The organism is Paraburkholderia bengalensis, assembly GCF_037126505.1.
GTDB classification, from domain to species: Bacteria; Pseudomonadota; Gammaproteobacteria; order Burkholderiales; family Burkholderiaceae; genus Paraburkholderia; species Paraburkholderia bengalensis.
This window is the reverse complement of the sequence record NZ_JACFYJ010000001.1, coordinates 1-16,077: the sequence shown is the minus strand read 5'-3', so window position 1 is coordinate 16,077 and position 16,077 is coordinate 1. Positions and strand designations below refer to the sequence as shown.

Genomic DNA, 16,077 nt, shown 5'->3' with positions numbered 1-16,077 from the left:
CGGGCTGGAAGGTTTTTAAATTTACGAGGATTGTCATGTCGAGTAGTCAGGCATCAAGTCAGCAAAGCGGTTCGTTGCTCGGTTTCGTCGGCGTCGGCACGATGGGCCGGCCCATGGCGCACCGGTTGATCGAGGCGGGTCATACGGTGATCGTGTATGACCGCGATGAAGCCGCCGTCGCGGAGCTGAAGGCAGCGGGCGCGCAAGCCGGGGCGTCGGTTCGCGACGTGGCCGACAAGGCGCGCATCGTGTTCACCAGTTTGCCCACGCCCGCCATCTTCAAGCAGGTCGCGCTCGGCGCGGACGGGCTCATCGAAGGCAGCGCGATCAGGATTCTGGTCGACCTGTCGACGGTCGGTTCGCGCATCGAAAAGGAAGTGGCGGACGGGCTGCTCGCCAAGGGGATCGAAACCGTCGATGCGCCCGTTAGCGGCGGCGCGGCCGGCGCGAAGAAAGGCACGCTCGCGATCATGGCGGCGGGCAAGCAGGTCGCGCTGGAAGAAGTGCGCGGGCTCTTCGAGGTGCTCGGCAAGGTGTTCGTCGTCGGCAACGAGGCCGGGCAAGGGCAACTGCTGAAGCTCCTGAACAACATGCTGTCGTCGACGGCGTTCGCGATCACGTCCGAAGCCTTCGTCGCGGGCGTGCGCGGCGGTCTCGATCCCGAGGTGATGATGTCGGTGATCAATGCGGGCAGCGGCAAGAACGGCGCCACGCTCGACAAGTTTCCGAAGCACGTGCTGCCCGCTACGTTCGACTTCGGTTTTCCCGTCGGCAGCGTCTGCAAGGACATCGGTCTTGCCGTCGACGAATGCCAGGCGCTCGGCGTGCCGATGTGGGTGGGCAGCGTCGCGCGCCAGATGTGGAATTACGCCGCGATGCAGGACGGCGCCGCGCGCGACATGACGGAACTCGTCAGGTACGTCGAGCGCTGGTCGTCACGCGACGGACTGGCCGACTGAAAACAAACTCACTCAATCACGGAGTTAACCATGATCGTCGAAATGCGCATCTATCACTGCGCGCCCACGCGCCTGCCGGCCTTGCTGGATCGCTTCACCACCCACACGCTCGGTTTCTTCGAGAAGCACGGCATCGAGCAGATCGGCTTCTGGACGACGTTGATCGGGCCGAGCAATCACGCACTGACGTATATGGTGAAGTGGGACAGCCTCGCGGAACGCGAGCAGAAGTGGAACGCGTTTCAGGCCGACGCGGACTGGATCAGGATTCGCGCCGCGTCGGAAGCGGAGAAGCCGATCATCGAGCGCATCGAGAACCACTTCCTCACGCCGACCTCGTTTTCCGCGCTGCGCTAGGAGACGGATGCCATGACAGACAACAAGCGCATTGGCTTCATCGGGCTCGGCATGATGGGCGCGCCGATGGTGCAATGCCTCGTCAACGCGGGCTTCGCGCTCTACATCGACGATGCCGATGCCTCGCGCGCCGACGCACTCGCCGCGCAAACGGGCGCGCAGCGCCTGTCGCGCGATAACGCCGCGTCGCTCGACGCGTTGATTACGATGCTGCCGAACTCGGCCGTCGTCGAAAGCGTGCTGCTTGGCGGCGGCGCGGATGGCTGGGCGAGCGCGCTCGCCAGGGGCGCCGTCGTGATCGACATGAGTTCGTCGGAACCGGAACGCTCGCGCCAGCTCGGCGCGGCGCTCGAAGAGCGCGGCCTCGCTTATCTGGACGCGCCCGTTTCGGGCGGCGTCAAAAAGGCGAAAGAAGGCACGCTGGCAATTCTCGTCGGCGGGCGTGAGGCGACGCTCACGCAGTGCAAGCCCGTGCTCGAAGCGATGGGCAAGAGCATTCTGCACATCGGCGGCGCGGGCGCGGGTCATGCCGCGAAGGCGCTGAACAACTACGTGTCGGCGGCAGGGCTCGCGGCGACCGTCGAGGCCCTGCTCGTCGCGCGGCGCTTCGGCATCGAGCCGGAAGTGATGACGGATGTGCTGAACGCGTCGTCGGGCCGCAGCAATACGTCGGAGAACAAGGTCAAGCAGTTCATGCTGAGCGGCACGTTCGCATCCGGGTTTGCGCTGCAACTGATGAACAAGGATCTGAAAATCGCACATGCGCTCGCGCAATCCGTCGGCTATCCGATGACGCTCGGCGACACGACGGTGGCGATCTGGAACGAAGCCGCGCAGCGTTCGACGCCCGCAACCGACCATACGGAAATGTATCGCCTGCTCGATCGCGATACGGAGTGATCCTTCACGGAGTCTGCCATGTCACATGCAGCACAGTTTTATATCGACGGACGTTGGGTCGAGCCCGCGTCGCCGCGCTGGTTCGATATCGTCGATCCATCGACTGAGACGCCGTTCGAGCGCCTCGCGCTCGGCAACGCGGACGATGTGGACCGCGCCGTCGCGGCAGCGCGCCGTGCGTTTCCCGTATGGTCGACAACGGACGTGACGGAGCGCGTCGCGTTGTTGCGCCGGGTCTTGCAGATCTATGAGCGCCGCTACGAAGAATTCGCCGAAGCGATGCGCCGCGAAATGGGCGCGCCGATCACGTTCGCCCGCAACGGCCAGGCCACCCGCGGACCCGCGCATCTGAACGCGCTGATCGACGTGCTGGAGCGCTTTGCGTTCGAGGAGCAGCGCGGCAGCACGCGTGTCGTGCTGGAAGCGATCGGTGTGTGCGGGCTGATCACGCCGTGGAACTGGCCCGTCAACCAGATCGTCGTGAAGATCGCGCCGGCGCTGGCGGCGGGTTGCACAATGGTGCTCAAGCCCAGCGAATATTCGCCGCTGAGCGCGCTGCTGTTCACCGAGGTACTCGACGAAGCGCAGGTGCCCGCGGGCGTGTTCAATCTCGTCAACGGCGACGGCCCAGGCGTTGGCGAGGCGATCGCGCGTCACCCGGACATCGACATGGTGTCGTTCACCGGTTCGACGCGTGCGGGCGTGCTCGTCGCCCAGGCCGCCGCGCCTACCGTCAAACGCGTCGCGCAGGAACTGGGCGGCAAGTCCGCGAACATTCTGCTCGACGACGTCGATCTCGAGGAAGCCGTCAAACGCGGCGTGGCCGCGTGCTTCACGAACTCCGGCCAGTCGTGCTCGATTCCGACGCGCATGCTGGTGCCGCGTCATCTGATGAACGATGCCGCGCAGATTGCGAAGCGCGCAGCGCAGACCTACCGCGTCGGACCGACCGACGACGAGTCCACGCAACTCGGCCCGCTTGTGAACCGCAACCAGTTCGAACGCGTGCAGGCGTTGATCCAGACAGGCATCGATGAAGGCGCGCGGCTCGTGGCGGGCGGCACGGGCCGGCCCGACGGCATCGACCAGGGCTATTACGCCCGGCCGACCGTCTTCGCCGATGTCACGCCCGATATGACGATCGCCCGGGAAGAGATCTTCGGCCCCGTGCTGTCGATGATTCCGTACGACAGCGAAGAGCAGGCCATCGCCATTGCCAACGGCACGGACTACGGCCTCGCCGCCTACGTGCAGTCCGCCGACATCGAGCGTGCTCGCAAGGTCGGTCGGGCATTGCGCGCAGGCGGCGTGCATCTGAACTATCCGCCCGCCGATTTTCACGCGCCGTTCGGCGGCTACAAGCGTTCGGGCAATGGCCGCGAATGGGGCGAAGCGGGCTTGCGCGAGTATCTGGAAACGAAGGCGATGGTCGGCTACGGCACGTAATCCTGCCGCACGCCATCGGCAAAAAAAAATTTGCGCGTTCAGATTGTCGGACAATCATTGAATCAGGCAGTCGGACCGCGCGACGCAACTCAACGGGTTGAGCAATAGAGAGGACCTCACGATGGATAGCAACGAACGTTTCGAAAAGGGCTTTGAAAACCGCAAGGAAGTGCTGGGCGCGGGCCACGTCGAGAGGTCATGGGCGAACGCCGATGACTTCAACCGGCCCATGCAGAAGTTTGTCACCGAGTGCTGCTGGGGCGACATCTGGGGCGACAGGACGCTGTCGTTCAAGACGCGCAGCATGTTGAACCTCGGCATGCTCACGGCGATGAGCCAGCATCATGAACTGGCCGTGCATGTGAAGGGCGCGCTGCGCAACGGCGTGACAAAGGACGAGATACGCGCCGTGCTGATGCAGGCCGCCGTGTATTGCGGTGCGCCGCTCGCGCTCGCCGCGTTTCGCGTCGCGTCGGAAGCGATCAAGGCCTACGAGGCGGAGGCGTCGGCGGCCTGATAGCGGGCATCGATCAGCAACGTCACCTGCACCGCGCGGTGCTCACATAGACAAGGATTGGAGACAACGATGAAAACCCTCACGGCGACCGACCTCGCTCAGTCCGAAGGCGAACAGTCGATCGAAACGAAAAGGCGCAACGCCATCAAAGGCGCGTTCTTTTCCGAATATATCGACATGTTCGATATTTACCTGCCCGTCGTGGTGCTGTCGCCGGTGCTGGCGTACTTCCAGCCGCCGCACCTGTCGAGCGGCATGGAAACGATTCTGGCGTCGCTCGTGTTCATCACGACACTGCTCGGGCGCCCCATCGGCGCGTTGCTGTTCGGCATGGTCGCGGACCGCATCGGGCGGCGCAAGGCGTCGATCTGGTCGGTGTCGGGCTTCGGCGTCGTCACGCTGCTGATCGCACTGCTGCCGGGGTACGAGAGTATCGGCATCGTGTCGTACTGGGCGCTGGTGTTGCTGCGGTTCGTCGACGGCATTTTTCTCGGCGGCGGTTATACGGGCGCGATGCCGCTCGCGATCGAGTACTCGAAGAAGACGCAGCGCGGGTTTGTGGGCGGCTTCATCATCGCGGGCTTTCCGGCAGCGTATGTGTCGATCAATCTCGTCGCGATGCTGATGTTCGCGCTCTTTCCGCTCAACGGCATGAATTCGCCGTATGCGCAGTGGGGCTGGCGCATTCCGTTCGTGCTGGGTGCCGTGCTCGCGGGCGTTCTTGCGCTGTACTACGTGCACAAGGTCGCTGAATCGGAAATCTGGAAGAGCGAGGCGGCCGACAAGGGCAAACAGCCCGACAAACTGCCCCTCACCGACCTGCTGCGCGGCAAGAGCGGACGCAATCTGCTGCAGGTGCTGGTGATGATGACGGGCTTCTGGCTCACGCAGAACATCATCACGATCTTTCTTCCGACCGGCCTGCTCGTGAAGACGCTGCATCTGACGGGCTTCCAGATGACGTCGACGCTGATGATCACGTACTTCGTGCTGTTCTTCAGCTACATCGCCTCGGGGATGATCGCGCAGGTGATCGGCCGCCGGCGTTTCTTTGTGATCGTCGGTCCGCTGATCGCGACGGTCGGTGCGGGTCTGCTGTATGTGCTGGCGAACGTCGACGGGCTGTCGCTGCCCACCATCATCGCGCTCGTCTGCGTGCTGGCCGTGCTGGTCACCTCGCCGTGGGGCGTGATCGTTACGTACATCAACGAACGCTTCGTGACGGATGTGCGGGCCACGGGCTTCGGCGTCGGCTTCAGTCTGTCGGTGATCATCCCGTCGTTCTACGCGTTCTATATGAACTGGCTCGGCGCGTATATGCCGTTGCGGCTGACGTCGGTGGTGCTGTTGTGCATCGGCGGCCTGATCGGCGCAGTCGGCGCGCTGATGGGACCGGAAACGAAGGATGTCGACTTCTGACGAATCACCTGACTTCAAGGAAATAGCGCAAATGAACAAGGAACGGATCGGGTTCATCGGTCTTGGCAACATGGGCGGCCGTATGACGCGGCGTCTCGTCGACGCGGGCATCGCGGTGCTCGGCTACGACACCGCGCCCGAGCGTGTGCAGGCGGCGGGCGCGCAGGCGGCGGCGTCGATCGCGGACGTGATGAAGTTCGCCGACGTCGTGATGATGTCGCTGCCGGACAGCAAGGTGGTCGAGGCGGTGGTCGAAGGGGACAGCGGCGTGCTCGCGCATTGCCGCGCGGGGCAGATCGTCGTCGATCTGAGCACGGCCGCCGCGAGTTCGACCATACGGCTCGCGCGGCGCTTCGCGCAAAGCGGCGCGCAGTATGTCGACGCGGGCATCTCCGGCGGCGCGGCGGCGGCGGAGAAAGGGTCGCTCACGCTGATGGTCGGCGGCGACGCGAGTGCCGTCGAAGCGCTCAAGTGGGCGTTCGAACCCATCGCCGCGAAGGTCGCGCATATGGGCGAAAGCGGCGCGGGGCATACCACCAAGCTGCTGAACAACTTCCTCAACGCCGTGAGCCTCGCGGCCAGCGCGGAAGTGATGGTGGCGGGCAAGAAAGCGGGGCTCGATCTGCACCTGCTGCTCGACGTGCTGAACAGCAGCAGCGGCGTGAACTTTGCGACGCTGAACCGCTTTCCGAAGATCGTCGATGGCGATTACCTGGAAGGCGGGCTGACGGGCAAGCTGATGACGAAGGACATTGTGCTGTACGTCGACCGCGCCCGCGAGCTGGGCGTGGTGTCGCTGAATGCGTCGGGGCCGCTCGCCAGCTTCGGGCTCGGCACGGCGCTCGGGTATGGCGACGTGATCAGCAATCGCGTGGTCGATGCGATCGGCGATGTGTCGGGCGGCGTGCGCCTGTTCGACGGAAAGGTTCGCAAAGAGGAGAAACAGGCATGAAGGTATTTCACGGCAGGGCAGAAGGGAAATTGTCGGAACAGCGCGGCGAGACGTTCTCGGGCACGGTGTGGGCCGACCCCGTCATGCCGCCGACAGACGGTGTGACCATCAACACGGTGTTCTTCGCGCCGCGCGGCCGCACCTACTGGCATACGCACGAGCAAGGGCAGGTGCTGCAGGTGACGGCGGGCAAGGGCTGGATCTGCAAGGAAGGTGAGCCGCCGCAGGAAATCCGCCAGGGCGATATCGTCTTCATCGGGCCAAACGAGCGCCACTGGCATGGCGCGAGTGACGGCAGCTACATGGTGCATATCGCGACGTCGATCGGCAAGGCGACGTGGCAGGAAGAAGTGGCGGAAGCGGACTATCCGTCAGGGCTCGGCGCGGGTTGAGCGGGCGCGCGGAATGCGGCTTGTTGTGTGGTGTCGCGTTCCGCATGCTTGCGTGAGATCGATCGTCATCGAACGGGAGTGCCAATGAAGCAGGGCGAGCAGCCGGCGCGCGCGCAACGCGAGCCGCAGCAGATCAAGGACGATTTCGTGCGCGTGCACGGCGTCTGGAACGCCGCATGGGACAGCATGCTGCGTCTCGATGCGGGTTTCGTCGATGCGTACGTGCAGTTTTCGGCCGTGCCGCAGCGCAGGAATCATCTGGACGACAAGACGCGCGCGTTCATCGCGCTCGCCGCCGATGCCTGCGCGACGCAGCTGTACGGCCCCGGCGTCGCGCATCATCTGGAACGTGCACTCGGCTTCGGCGCCACGCGCGAGGAGTTGATGGAAGTGCTCGAACTGATCAGCACGATCGGCATTCACACGAGCAACGTCGGCGTGCCCGTGCTGCTCGAAGTGCTCGAGGAGGAGGGCTTGCGCGCGGGCCCCGCGCCGCTCGACGAACGGCGTCGCGTTCTCAAAGAGGCGTTCGAGAAGAACCGCGGTTACTGGCATCCGACATGGGAGGGGTTGCTCGAACTCGATCCCGATCTGTTCGAAGCGTATGTGGAGTTTTCGTCGGTGCCGTGGCGTACGGGTGTGTTGAGCCCGAAGATCAAGGAGTTCATGTATTGCGCGTTCGATGCATCGTCGACGCATCTGTACGTGCCAGGCCTCAAGCTCCATATGCGCAACGCACTGCGCTATGGCGCGACGGCGGAGGAACTGATGGAACTGCTCGAAATCGTCAGCACGACGGGGATTCACGGCGCCGAACTCGGCGCGCCGCTGCTCGAAGCGGCACTGGCGAAACAGCGCGTGGCCGTCGATGCGTGAGATCGCAACCCCCGCCCACGACACCCGGCTTACGCACAGCGACGCGCCGGCACGCAACGCCGTCAAGCATGAGCAAGACGCGCATTCGGCATGCCGCGCGTTGCAGGTCGCGCCGCTCGCGCGGCTCGCATCGAACGGCGCGGAACATGCACATGTGAGGGCTGTCGCGATTCTCGGCTACAACTAGCGCGCTGACAGAGGCAACAATCGATTCGTTTTATGCGCAACGAACGGCGGACCAAGGCTTGCGGTGAAGTATCATAGCGGCTGTAACTTTGTCGGACGGGAAGACAATCATGTCGACTGATATCGGTTTGGTCCGGCCTGAGACGCTGCGTCATCAGGTCGAAAACGTGTTGCGCCAGGCCATCATGAGCGGGCGCTTCGCGCCGGGCGCGCGGCTGATCGAGCGCGAGCTGTGCGAATCGCTGGGGGTGAGCCGTACGTCGGTGCGCGAAGCATTGCGCAAGCTCGAAGCGGAAAAGCTCGTGCGCAGCGTGCCGCACAAGGGTCCCGTGGTCGCCGTGATCTCGCAGCAGGAAGCGAGCGAACTGTATGCGCTGCGCGGGCTGCTCGAAGGTTTTGCCGCGCACGAATTCGCGAGGCTCGCGAGCGACGCGGCCATCGCCCAGTTCGGCGAGGCCGCGAAAGAATTGCGCACGCAGGCAATGGCCCAGGACCAGGCGGGCGTGCTGAAGGCCAAGACCGCGCTCTACGACGTGCTGCTCGACAACTGCGGCAACGCGCTCGTGAAAGAAATCCTGAACAGCCTGTATTCGCGCGTGAACCTGTTGCGCGCCACGTCGCTGATGCATCCCGACCGGCTGCCGAGCAGCCTGCGCGAGATCGACAAGCTGTACAAGGCGCTCAAGGCGCGCGACGCCGACCAGGCCCAGGAGCTTGCGCGGCTGCACGTGGCCAATGCGGAGAAAGCGGCCATGCGCATGCTGGGCGAAGGCGACGACACGCAGGCTTGACACGCGTGGCGCGAAGACGCGCGGGCGCCGCTTGAAATATCTCCAGCATGACGATGGGCGTCTCGTCCGCTGCGTTGATCGTGAGTGCGTCATCAGTGCGTTTCAGTTCCACTTCGCGGAAGAGGGCCGTGCCGTCGATCGCCGTCGTCGAGTCCGCCAGAATCAAAGACGCGCCGTTCGTTAGCAGCGGCGGCGCCTTTTGCACCGTGGACAGCTGCCTTTCACGTTGCCGTCGAACGTGTGGTGATGCTGCGCCTCGGTGATCTCGCCGAGCGGCACCATCGAGCCGCCGCCTGCATTGGCGAACAGCACATCCAGCCGGCCGCGTTCGCCGCGAATGCGTTCGTACACAGCTTCCCGTTCCTCATGATTCGACGAATCGTCGCCGCCGCCGATGCTAAACGCCTCGGGATTATGAGCGGGCGTTGTAGGTGCTGGCTTGCTCAAGAAGCCAGGCTTTGAAGAGTTCCAGTGGTTTGCCCGTGCTCAGTTCGGTTGGATAAACCAGGTAATAGGCAGAGTCGGTCGCGGACGACGCCTCGAACGGTATGACAAGTCCGAGCTGTTTCAGCTGGCCTTCCACGAAAAATTCCGGAACCAGCGCGACGCCAAGCCCTGCCGCGGCAGCCGCAATGAGCATGGTGTACAACTCATAGCGCACCCCCTGCATTGTCGAAGTGTCTTCGACGCCAAGATCGGAGAACCATCGGCTCCATGCGTCGGGGCGCGTAGTCGAGTGAAGGAGCGGATAGCTGAGCAAATCGCGCGCCTTCCTGATCGGCTTCGAGAGCAGTGAAGGGGCACAAATGGGAACAACCTCCTCCCCGAACAGATAGTCGGACGAGGTGCCGGGCCAGGTCGGCTTGCCGTAGTGGATGGCCGCTTCGAAATGTGATTGCCTGAAGTCGAACATGGCAGTCTCCACACCCATATTCACTCGTACGTCCGGCGCGCGGTCGTTGAAGTCCTTCAGACGAGGAATCAGCCAGTGCGAGGCGAATGTCGGCAGCACGGCAAGTTCGAGGAAGCCACCGCCGCTGCCGTGCGCAATGATTGAAAGTGTGTCCCGGTCCAGGGTTTCAAGCGCCCGCCGAACCTGCAGGCCGTACAACCGGCCGGCGCGGGTCAGCACGACGCGCTGCTTGGCGCGGACAAAGAGGCGCACGCCCAGGTTGGATTCCAGCGTCGCGATCTGTCGGGATACCGCGCTTTCCGTCAGGAATAGCTCTTTCGCAGCGTGAGTGAAGCTTTCATGACGCGACGCGGCCTCGAAGGCCATCAGCGCGCCCATGTTCGGAATCTTGAATTTGCGCACGTTAGTTCCAAAAAGTCATCAAGTGACAATTTAATCTCGCTTTACAGGTTCCCGCAAGCGTTTGAATAATTCGACTCACGTCAGGCTGTCTGCAATTCGATGGCTGGAAAGATAACCGTCCTCCGCCAGACAGGTGGAGTTGTTCTGTGAGATAAGCGATGCGCAATGCGAACGTAGAAGGGCTGTTGACGAAGCTGCTCGGCCCGGAAAAGATCGAATTCCTGTTTTCGACGCTGAACTTCCCGTCGGTCCTGATGGACTGGGAAGACGGTACGGTGACTCGCGCCGAACTCGCTCAGGCAATGAATATGGCGCTCTTCGAAGATCTGCTGGAGCGTTCGCCGAACGGTCGCACGTACACGAATGATGCGATTGCCAAAGGCGACTCGGTGCACTTCGACCATGGCGCGCTGAGAACCGTCCGCTGGCCAGACAATGGAGCACTGCCGCCGGGCGAAGGTGCTTTCACGCGGATACTGCGCCCGCTGGGTTTCCGGCTCAACGGCCGCTATCCGTTGGACAAGCTTGGCATGACGGGCCGCGCCTACGTACACGAAGACGCGCCAGACGAAATCGCGCAATTCTTCCTCAGTGAGCTGCACCCCGAGCGCTTTTCAAAAGAGTTTCAGGCCGTAGTCACCAACGTCGTGGGTTCGTCGAGGGACCCGCTCACTCCGCTCGCCGTGTCGCAACTGTCGGAACTTGAACGCGATGGATCGCTGCCGCTCGAGACTGCTCAGGAATTGTTGCCGGTCATCGTCGGCGCGTTTGCGCGCCAGCACGACATTCCTTCCGAAGCCGACTATGAGGCGCTGCTCCAGGAGTCTGCCGAAATGGCATGGATCGCGACGGAAGGAAATGCGTTTAACCATGCAACCGACCGTGTGGCAGACGTCTTCGCGCTGTCGGACGAGGAGAAGGCGAAAGGCCGGCCAATGAAGCCTGAAGTCGAACGATCACGGTCGGGACGGATATTCCAGACGGCTTATCGTGCTGACACAGTCAACCGCGAGTTCAAGGCGCGGGACGGTAAGACTGTCACACGCGCGGTCCCGGGCTCGTTTTACGAGTTCATCACGCGCAAGCGGGCGTTTGACCAGGTGACGCGCAGCTGGAAAATGGATTTGCGCTTCGACGCCGGCAACGCGACCGGTATTTTCAAAATGACCGCCAACGCAGCCAAGTAACGTGAAAGCCGCCACTCCGTTTCAGGCAAGCAAGGGCCTGCTTGAGGAAGTCGAAGCCAGTCTTCGGAATTCGATCCGGGGAGAAGTCCGTTTCGATTCCAGTTCAAAGGCGCTCTACGCTTCCGATGCGTCTAACTATCGGCAGATTCCGCTCGGCGTGGTGGTGCCCGCCGACGTCGACGATCTCGTGGCAGCACTGGAGGTCTGCCGACGCCAGGACGTACCGTTTCTGACACGCGGCGGCGGAACGTCGCAAAACGGGCAGTGTGTGAACGTGGCGGTGGTCGCTGACGCAAGCAAGTACGTGAACCACGTCGTTTCCGTCGACCCGGAAAGCAGGACTGCGATCGTCGAGCCGGGCGTTGTGTGCGATACGCTGCGCGACGCTGCCGAGAAATATGGACTCACATTCGCGCCGGACCCTGCGACGCACAGCCGCTGCACGCTGGGTGGGATGATCGCCAACAACTCGTGTGGCGCGCATTCGGTGATGGCAGGCAAGACCGTCGAGAACATCGAAGCGCTACAAATTGCCACCTATGACGGCGCACGCTTCTGGGTCGGGCCGACCACCAATGAGGAACTCGAAAACATCATCGCGCAGGGGGGGGCGCCGCGGCGAGATTTACCGCAAACTTCGCGACCTCCGGGACCGGTACGCCCAGCGCATCCGCGACGAATTCCCTCAGATCAAACGGAGGGTGTCAGGTTTCAATCTTGACCAACTGCTGCCGGAGAACGGCTTTAACGTGGCACGGGCACTCGTGGGCACGGAAGGCACCTGCGCCGTCACCCTTCAGGCAAAGGTGCGACTCGTCCACAGCCCGTCGTGCCGCGTCCTGCTGATTCTCGGCTTCAACGATATCTACACGGCGGCGGACGCAGTCCCGCACTTCAACAAGTTCTCGCCGATTGCTATTGAGGGCCTCGATCGGGGCATCATCCGCGGACTGCAGGCGCGCGGCCTCAAGGCCGATGAAATCGCGCTGCTGCCCAACGGCGATGCGTGGGTCGTGCTGGAATTCGGAGCCGACTCGCATGCCGAAGCTGTCATGCAGGCAAAGCAGGCCGACGAATACTTCAAGGCGGGCCTCGGAGGGCCGGACGTCAGTGGCTTCGTGGTCGAAGATGGTGTCAGACAGCAGAAAATCTGGTCGATCCGGGAGACGGGTGCCTCGGCTGTTTCGCTGTCCATTGATCCTTCCAGACCCGACCCGATGGTCGGATGGGAAGATGCGGCTGTTGACCCCATGCGTCTCGGCGACTACCTGCGACAGTTTCAGACGCTCGTTGACCGCTATGGATACGAGACGTGTCTGTACGGTCACTTCGGCGATGGCTGTGTGCACGCGCGGATCACCTTCGATGTCCGCACCGCCGAAGGCGTGGTGACATGGCGCGGCTTTTTGCGCGAGGCTGCGCAGCTGGTGGTCGATTTTGGCGGGTCGCTCTCAGGCGAACATGGTGACGGCCAGGCAAAGGCGGAATTTCTTCCAATCATGTATGGCCCCGAGATCATGCGGGCGATGGCCGAATTCAAGGCGATCTGGGACCCGGCTAACCGGCTGAATCCCGGCAAGGTCGTGCACCCGTATCGCGCGGATGAAAATCTGCGTATGGGGCCGTCGTACAAACCGGTCACGCTGACCACCAGGCTGACATTCGCGAGCCCTGAGGGAGACGGCATGCAGCGTGCGGTCGAGCGTTGCATCGGGATGGGGAAATGCCGTTCGCTCGACGGCGGCACCATGTGTCCGAGTTTCCGCGCCACGAGAGAAGAAAAGTACTCGACGCGCGGGCGCGCGCATCTCTTTTGGGAAATGCTGCAGGGCGAAGTCATTACGGACGGTTGGAACAGCCGCGAAGTGAAGGAAGCGCTCGATGTCTGTCTCGCCTGCAAAGGCTGTAAGTCGGACTGCCCGACGCATACGGACATGGCTTCATACAAGGCAGAGTTTCTTTCACATTACTATGAAAACAATCGTCGGCCGAGGCAGGCGATGTTCATGGGAAGGATAGGACAGTGGGCACCTTTAGCGAGTCGTTTTCCGTGGCTTACGAATTTTTTGGTGTCGACCCCGCCATTGGCGCGTATCAGCAAATGGCTCGCGGGAGTCGCACCGCAGCGCAATCTGCCCATATTCGCGCCGAAGACGTTCAGGGCGCTGGCGAATCGCCGGGGACTGGGGAAGGGCCGCGACGCTTTACAGCCGGCGAAACGGGTCATCCTGTGGGTTGACACGTTCAACGAACATTTCTCGCCGGAAATTGCGACGGCGGCGTTTGATGTGCTGACCGGAATTGGCTATCACGTTATCTTGCCTCGCAAGCACCTTTGTTGCGGGCGACCACTCTATGACTACGGCTTGCTCGACGAAGCAAAGGCGTTGCTCCGCAGCGCTGTCGACGAGTTAGCCAACGATGTGCGGGCAGGGGTGCCAGTCGTCGGGCTCGAACCGGGCTGTCTTTCCGTCTTCAAGGATGAGTTGCTAAAGCAGTTGCCCGAAGACGCGATGGCCAGAAAGCTTTCGGCGCAGACTTTCCTCTTCTCTGACTTTGTCGCAAACGCCGAGTTTGAATGGCCCCAACTCGAAGCCGATGTGTTCGTCCACGGCCACTGTCATCAAAAGTCTTTGTTCGGAATGAAGGGCGAGACGGCGCTGCTGGACAAACTCGGGGTAAGGTGGAATCTGCTCGATACGGGATGTTGCGGAATGGCGGGTTCGTTCGGCTTCAACGCCGACCACTTCGACGTGTCGATGAAGATTGCGGAAGACAAGCTGCTACCGCTGATTCGCGACGTGCCTTCCAACGCTTTCATTGTGACGAATGGGTTTAGCTGCCGCGAACAGATCGAGCAGGGGGCGGACAGGTCGCCCATTCACATCGCTCAGCTTGCGTTAAAAGCGTTAGATGCCCAAGCCCCTCGTAACAGAGGTGTTGAGAAAACAGCATCACATAGTGCATAGATATCGTTTGATGCGTGGACATTGAGTGGCCACAATCGAGGCTCACATCACCAATAGATGCCGTGCGCATCGACGGGCGGCGATAAAAGCCTTGCGGTCTGATCGATGGTTCCAAAGCTCGCAATCGATGACGCCGCCGCCCGGCTTCCAGGCCAATAGAGACATGTACGAATTTACTGCGCCTTTTCAGACTCCATCTGGTTCGCCGATTCGAGAACTGTTCAGGTACCTGAGCGAACCAGGGATGATTTCATTTGCTGGCGGATACCCTGCCAGTGACCTGTTTGACGTCGAAGGCCTGGCGTCGGCGCAAGAACGCGCCTATCAGGCATCGAGCCGCTGCCTGCAGTATGGTCCGACGGATGGATTGCCTGAACTAAAGAACGAACTGCTCGCACTGATGGGCCGTCGCGGCGTCCTGTGCGCGCCGGAGCAGCTTCTCGTCACAACAGGTTCGCAACAGGGGCTGGACTTGCTGCTTCGCATCCTTGTTGCCCCGGGCGATGTAGTGATGACGGAACAGCCCGCTTATCCCGCAACCCTCCAGGCGATGAAGCTTCAACAGGCCAGCATCGTCACGGTACCCGTTGATGGCGACGGACTCGACGTCGGCAAGCTTGCTTCGTTGCTTGCTTCAGGCGTGGTCGGCCGCCCCAAGCTGCTCTACACAGTCCCGACTTTTGCCAACCCGACGGGTGCAACGCTTACCCGTGAGCGCCGGATCGAGCTGCTAAAGCTCGCTGTGAAGTACAGGTTTCTTGTCGTTGAAGACGACCCATATGGCGACCTGCGATTCAAGGGAGACACCATCCCCTCGATTTTGGCGCTCACAAACGAAGTGGAGGGTTCACGCGACTGGGTGGTGCATTTCGCGAGCCTTTCAAAGATCGTCGCGCCTGGCCTTCGTGTGGGCTGGACGATTGCGCCTGTGGAGATCGCGCGCCGTTGCGTCATCGCCAAGCAGACGGTAGACCTGTGTAGTAGCCCGTGGACGCAGGCAACGGCTGCTGAATATCTTGCTGATGGTGCACTCGAACGGCATCTTCCGCGGATCACGGCCATGTATAGGCGCAAATGTGATGCATTGTGTAGCGAACTTCGTTCGCAACTTGGCGATGCCGTGAAGTTTCATCAGCCCGAGGGTGGAATGTTTGTCTGGACGCGAGCAGAAGAGATCGATGCTTCACAGTTGCTGATGCGTGCCATCGAAAACAAGGTCATGTTCGTTCCGGGAAAGGCATTCTTTGCGGACAAGCTAGATCCGTCCGCGCTGCGTCTGTCGTTCGCGGCGCCCAATGTCGAAGAAATTGTCGAGGGCGTCAAGCGGCTCAAGCGCGCATACGACGAACTGCTTGCCGCCGGCATTTCAGCTGTTTAACCGTGCTATGCGTAAGTGCTGAAAACGAAAATGTTGGTCGCTGTAAAGCGGGGCGTTGTCTTGAATGTCAAGGCAGCTTGATTTCACCATCTAACGTATTGCCTGCTGAGTCTGACGCGCAAAGGATGGCTGCGTGCGCTCCTGCTCGTTGGCGGGCGTGACACTCATCGCGTGCGGAATGCCCACTGTGTCGGTGGCTATCACTGCTTCATTTCTCGACGTTGCAACCGTTAATTTCATTTCATAAAGCCGACATTGGAAGAGATAGCTGTGGGCGGTCTTCCAGGAAGAGCCGGCGGATTAGGTCTGAAGGAGACACTTTATGGATATTTTGATCCAGCAGATTCTCAACGGGCTGGTGCTTGGCAGTGTCTACGCCATCATTGCACTGGGCTACACGATGGTGTACGGCATTCTCGGCATCATCAACTTC

14 protein-coding genes and 3 pseudogenes are annotated in these 16,077 nt (G+C 61.8%); 15 read left to right on the top strand and 2 right to left on the bottom strand.

Annotated features, from left to right (window positions below; genetic code table 11):
- The first annotated feature begins 35 nt into the window (after positions 1 to 35).
- From H3V53_RS00085 to H3V53_RS00035, 11 genes are all read left to right on the top strand, one after another.
- On the top strand, positions 36 to 959 hold the full coding sequence (locus H3V53_RS00085) for an NAD(P)-dependent oxidoreductase (RefSeq protein WP_336596145.1): 924 nt from the start codon (positions 36 to 38) through the stop codon (positions 957 to 959).
- A gap of 30 nt (positions 960 to 989) precedes the next feature.
- Positions 990 to 1,316 carry an NIPSNAP family protein gene (locus tag H3V53_RS00080; RefSeq protein ID WP_336596144.1) on the top strand — a complete coding sequence of 109 codons (327 nt, stop codon included), beginning with the start codon at positions 990 to 992 and terminating at the stop codon, positions 1,314 to 1,316.
- A gap of 12 nt (positions 1,317 to 1,328) precedes the next feature.
- Entirely contained in the window at positions 1,329 to 2,216 is an 888-nt protein-coding gene (locus H3V53_RS00075) for an NAD(P)-dependent oxidoreductase (RefSeq protein WP_336596143.1), read from the top strand.
- An 18-nt stretch (positions 2,217 to 2,234) separates the two neighbouring features.
- Positions 2,235 to 3,662 carry an aldehyde dehydrogenase family protein gene (locus H3V53_RS00070; RefSeq protein WP_336596142.1) on the top strand — a complete coding sequence of 476 codons (1,428 nt, stop codon included), beginning with the start codon at positions 2,235 to 2,237 and terminating at the stop codon, positions 3,660 to 3,662.
- A gap of 121 nt (positions 3,663 to 3,783) precedes the next feature.
- On the top strand, positions 3,784 to 4,179 hold the full coding sequence (locus tag H3V53_RS00065) for a carboxymuconolactone decarboxylase family protein (protein ID WP_336596141.1): 396 nt from the start codon (positions 3,784 to 3,786) through the stop codon (positions 4,177 to 4,179).
- A gap of 69 nt (positions 4,180 to 4,248) precedes the next feature.
- Positions 4,249 to 5,598: an MFS transporter gene (locus H3V53_RS00060; protein ID WP_336596140.1), complete on the top strand. Its 1,350-nt coding sequence runs from the start codon at positions 4,249 to 4,251 to the stop codon at positions 5,596 to 5,598.
- Positions 5,585 to 6,550: an NAD(P)-dependent oxidoreductase gene (locus tag H3V53_RS00055; RefSeq protein WP_336596139.1), complete on the top strand. Its 966-nt coding sequence runs from the start codon at positions 5,585 to 5,587 to the stop codon at positions 6,548 to 6,550. The genes H3V53_RS00060 and H3V53_RS00055 overlap by 14 nt, the downstream gene beginning before the upstream one ends.
- The gene (locus H3V53_RS00050) at positions 6,547 to 6,942 is read left to right on the top strand and encodes a cupin domain-containing protein (RefSeq protein WP_054922332.1); all 396 of its coding nucleotides are present in this window, start codon (positions 6,547 to 6,549) and stop codon (positions 6,940 to 6,942) included. Before H3V53_RS00055 ends, H3V53_RS00050 begins: the two co-directional genes overlap by 4 nt.
- A gap of 84 nt (positions 6,943 to 7,026) precedes the next feature.
- Positions 7,027 to 7,818 carry a carboxymuconolactone decarboxylase family protein gene (locus H3V53_RS00045; RefSeq protein ID WP_054922330.1) on the top strand — a complete coding sequence of 264 codons (792 nt, stop codon included), beginning with the start codon at positions 7,027 to 7,029 and terminating at the stop codon, positions 7,816 to 7,818.
- Positions 7,811 to 8,005, top strand: coding sequence for a hypothetical protein (locus H3V53_RS00040; protein ID WP_336596138.1), 195 nt, complete (start codon positions 7,811 to 7,813; stop codon positions 8,003 to 8,005). Before H3V53_RS00045 ends, H3V53_RS00040 begins: the two co-directional genes overlap by 8 nt.
- A 109-nt stretch (positions 8,006 to 8,114) precedes the next feature.
- Positions 8,115 to 8,795 carry a GntR family transcriptional regulator gene (locus tag H3V53_RS00035; RefSeq protein ID WP_336596137.1) on the top strand — a complete coding sequence of 227 codons (681 nt, stop codon included), beginning with the start codon at positions 8,115 to 8,117 and terminating at the stop codon, positions 8,793 to 8,795.
- Positions 8,796 to 8,913: 118 nt separating this feature from the next.
- Here the strand turns inward: H3V53_RS00035 and H3V53_RS00030 are convergent.
- Together H3V53_RS00030 and H3V53_RS00025 are read right to left on the bottom strand one after the other, a co-directional pair.
- Positions 8,914 to 9,176, bottom strand: a pseudogene (locus tag H3V53_RS00030) (SDR family NAD(P)-dependent oxidoreductase); the annotation flags it as partial.
- Between the two features lie 31 nt (positions 9,177 to 9,207).
- On the bottom strand, positions 9,208 to 10,110 hold the full coding sequence (locus tag H3V53_RS00025) for a LysR substrate-binding domain-containing protein (protein ID WP_336596136.1): 903 nt from the start codon (positions 10,108 to 10,110) through the stop codon (positions 9,208 to 9,210).
- A gap of 158 nt (positions 10,111 to 10,268) precedes the next feature.
- Between H3V53_RS00025 and H3V53_RS00020 the strand changes: the two genes are divergently transcribed.
- From H3V53_RS00020 to H3V53_RS00005, 4 genes and pseudogenes are all read left to right on the top strand, one after another.
- The gene (locus H3V53_RS00020; RefSeq protein WP_336596135.1) at positions 10,269 to 11,297 is read left to right on the top strand and encodes a DUF1338 domain-containing protein; all 1,029 of its coding nucleotides are present in this window, start codon (positions 10,269 to 10,271) and stop codon (positions 11,295 to 11,297) included.
- 1 nt (position 11,298) lies between these two features.
- Positions 11,299 to 14,266 (top strand): annotated as a pseudogene (locus H3V53_RS00015) (FAD-binding and (Fe-S)-binding domain-containing protein).
- 163 nt (positions 14,267 to 14,429) lie between these two features.
- Positions 14,430 to 15,644 (top strand): aminotransferase-like domain-containing protein, encoded by a 1,215-nt coding sequence (locus H3V53_RS00010; protein ID WP_336596134.1) that lies wholly within the window; start codon positions 14,430 to 14,432, stop codon positions 15,642 to 15,644.
- Between the two features lie 322 nt (positions 15,645 to 15,966).
- Positions 15,967 to 16,077 (top strand): annotated as a pseudogene (locus tag H3V53_RS00005) (branched-chain amino acid ABC transporter permease); the annotation flags it as partial.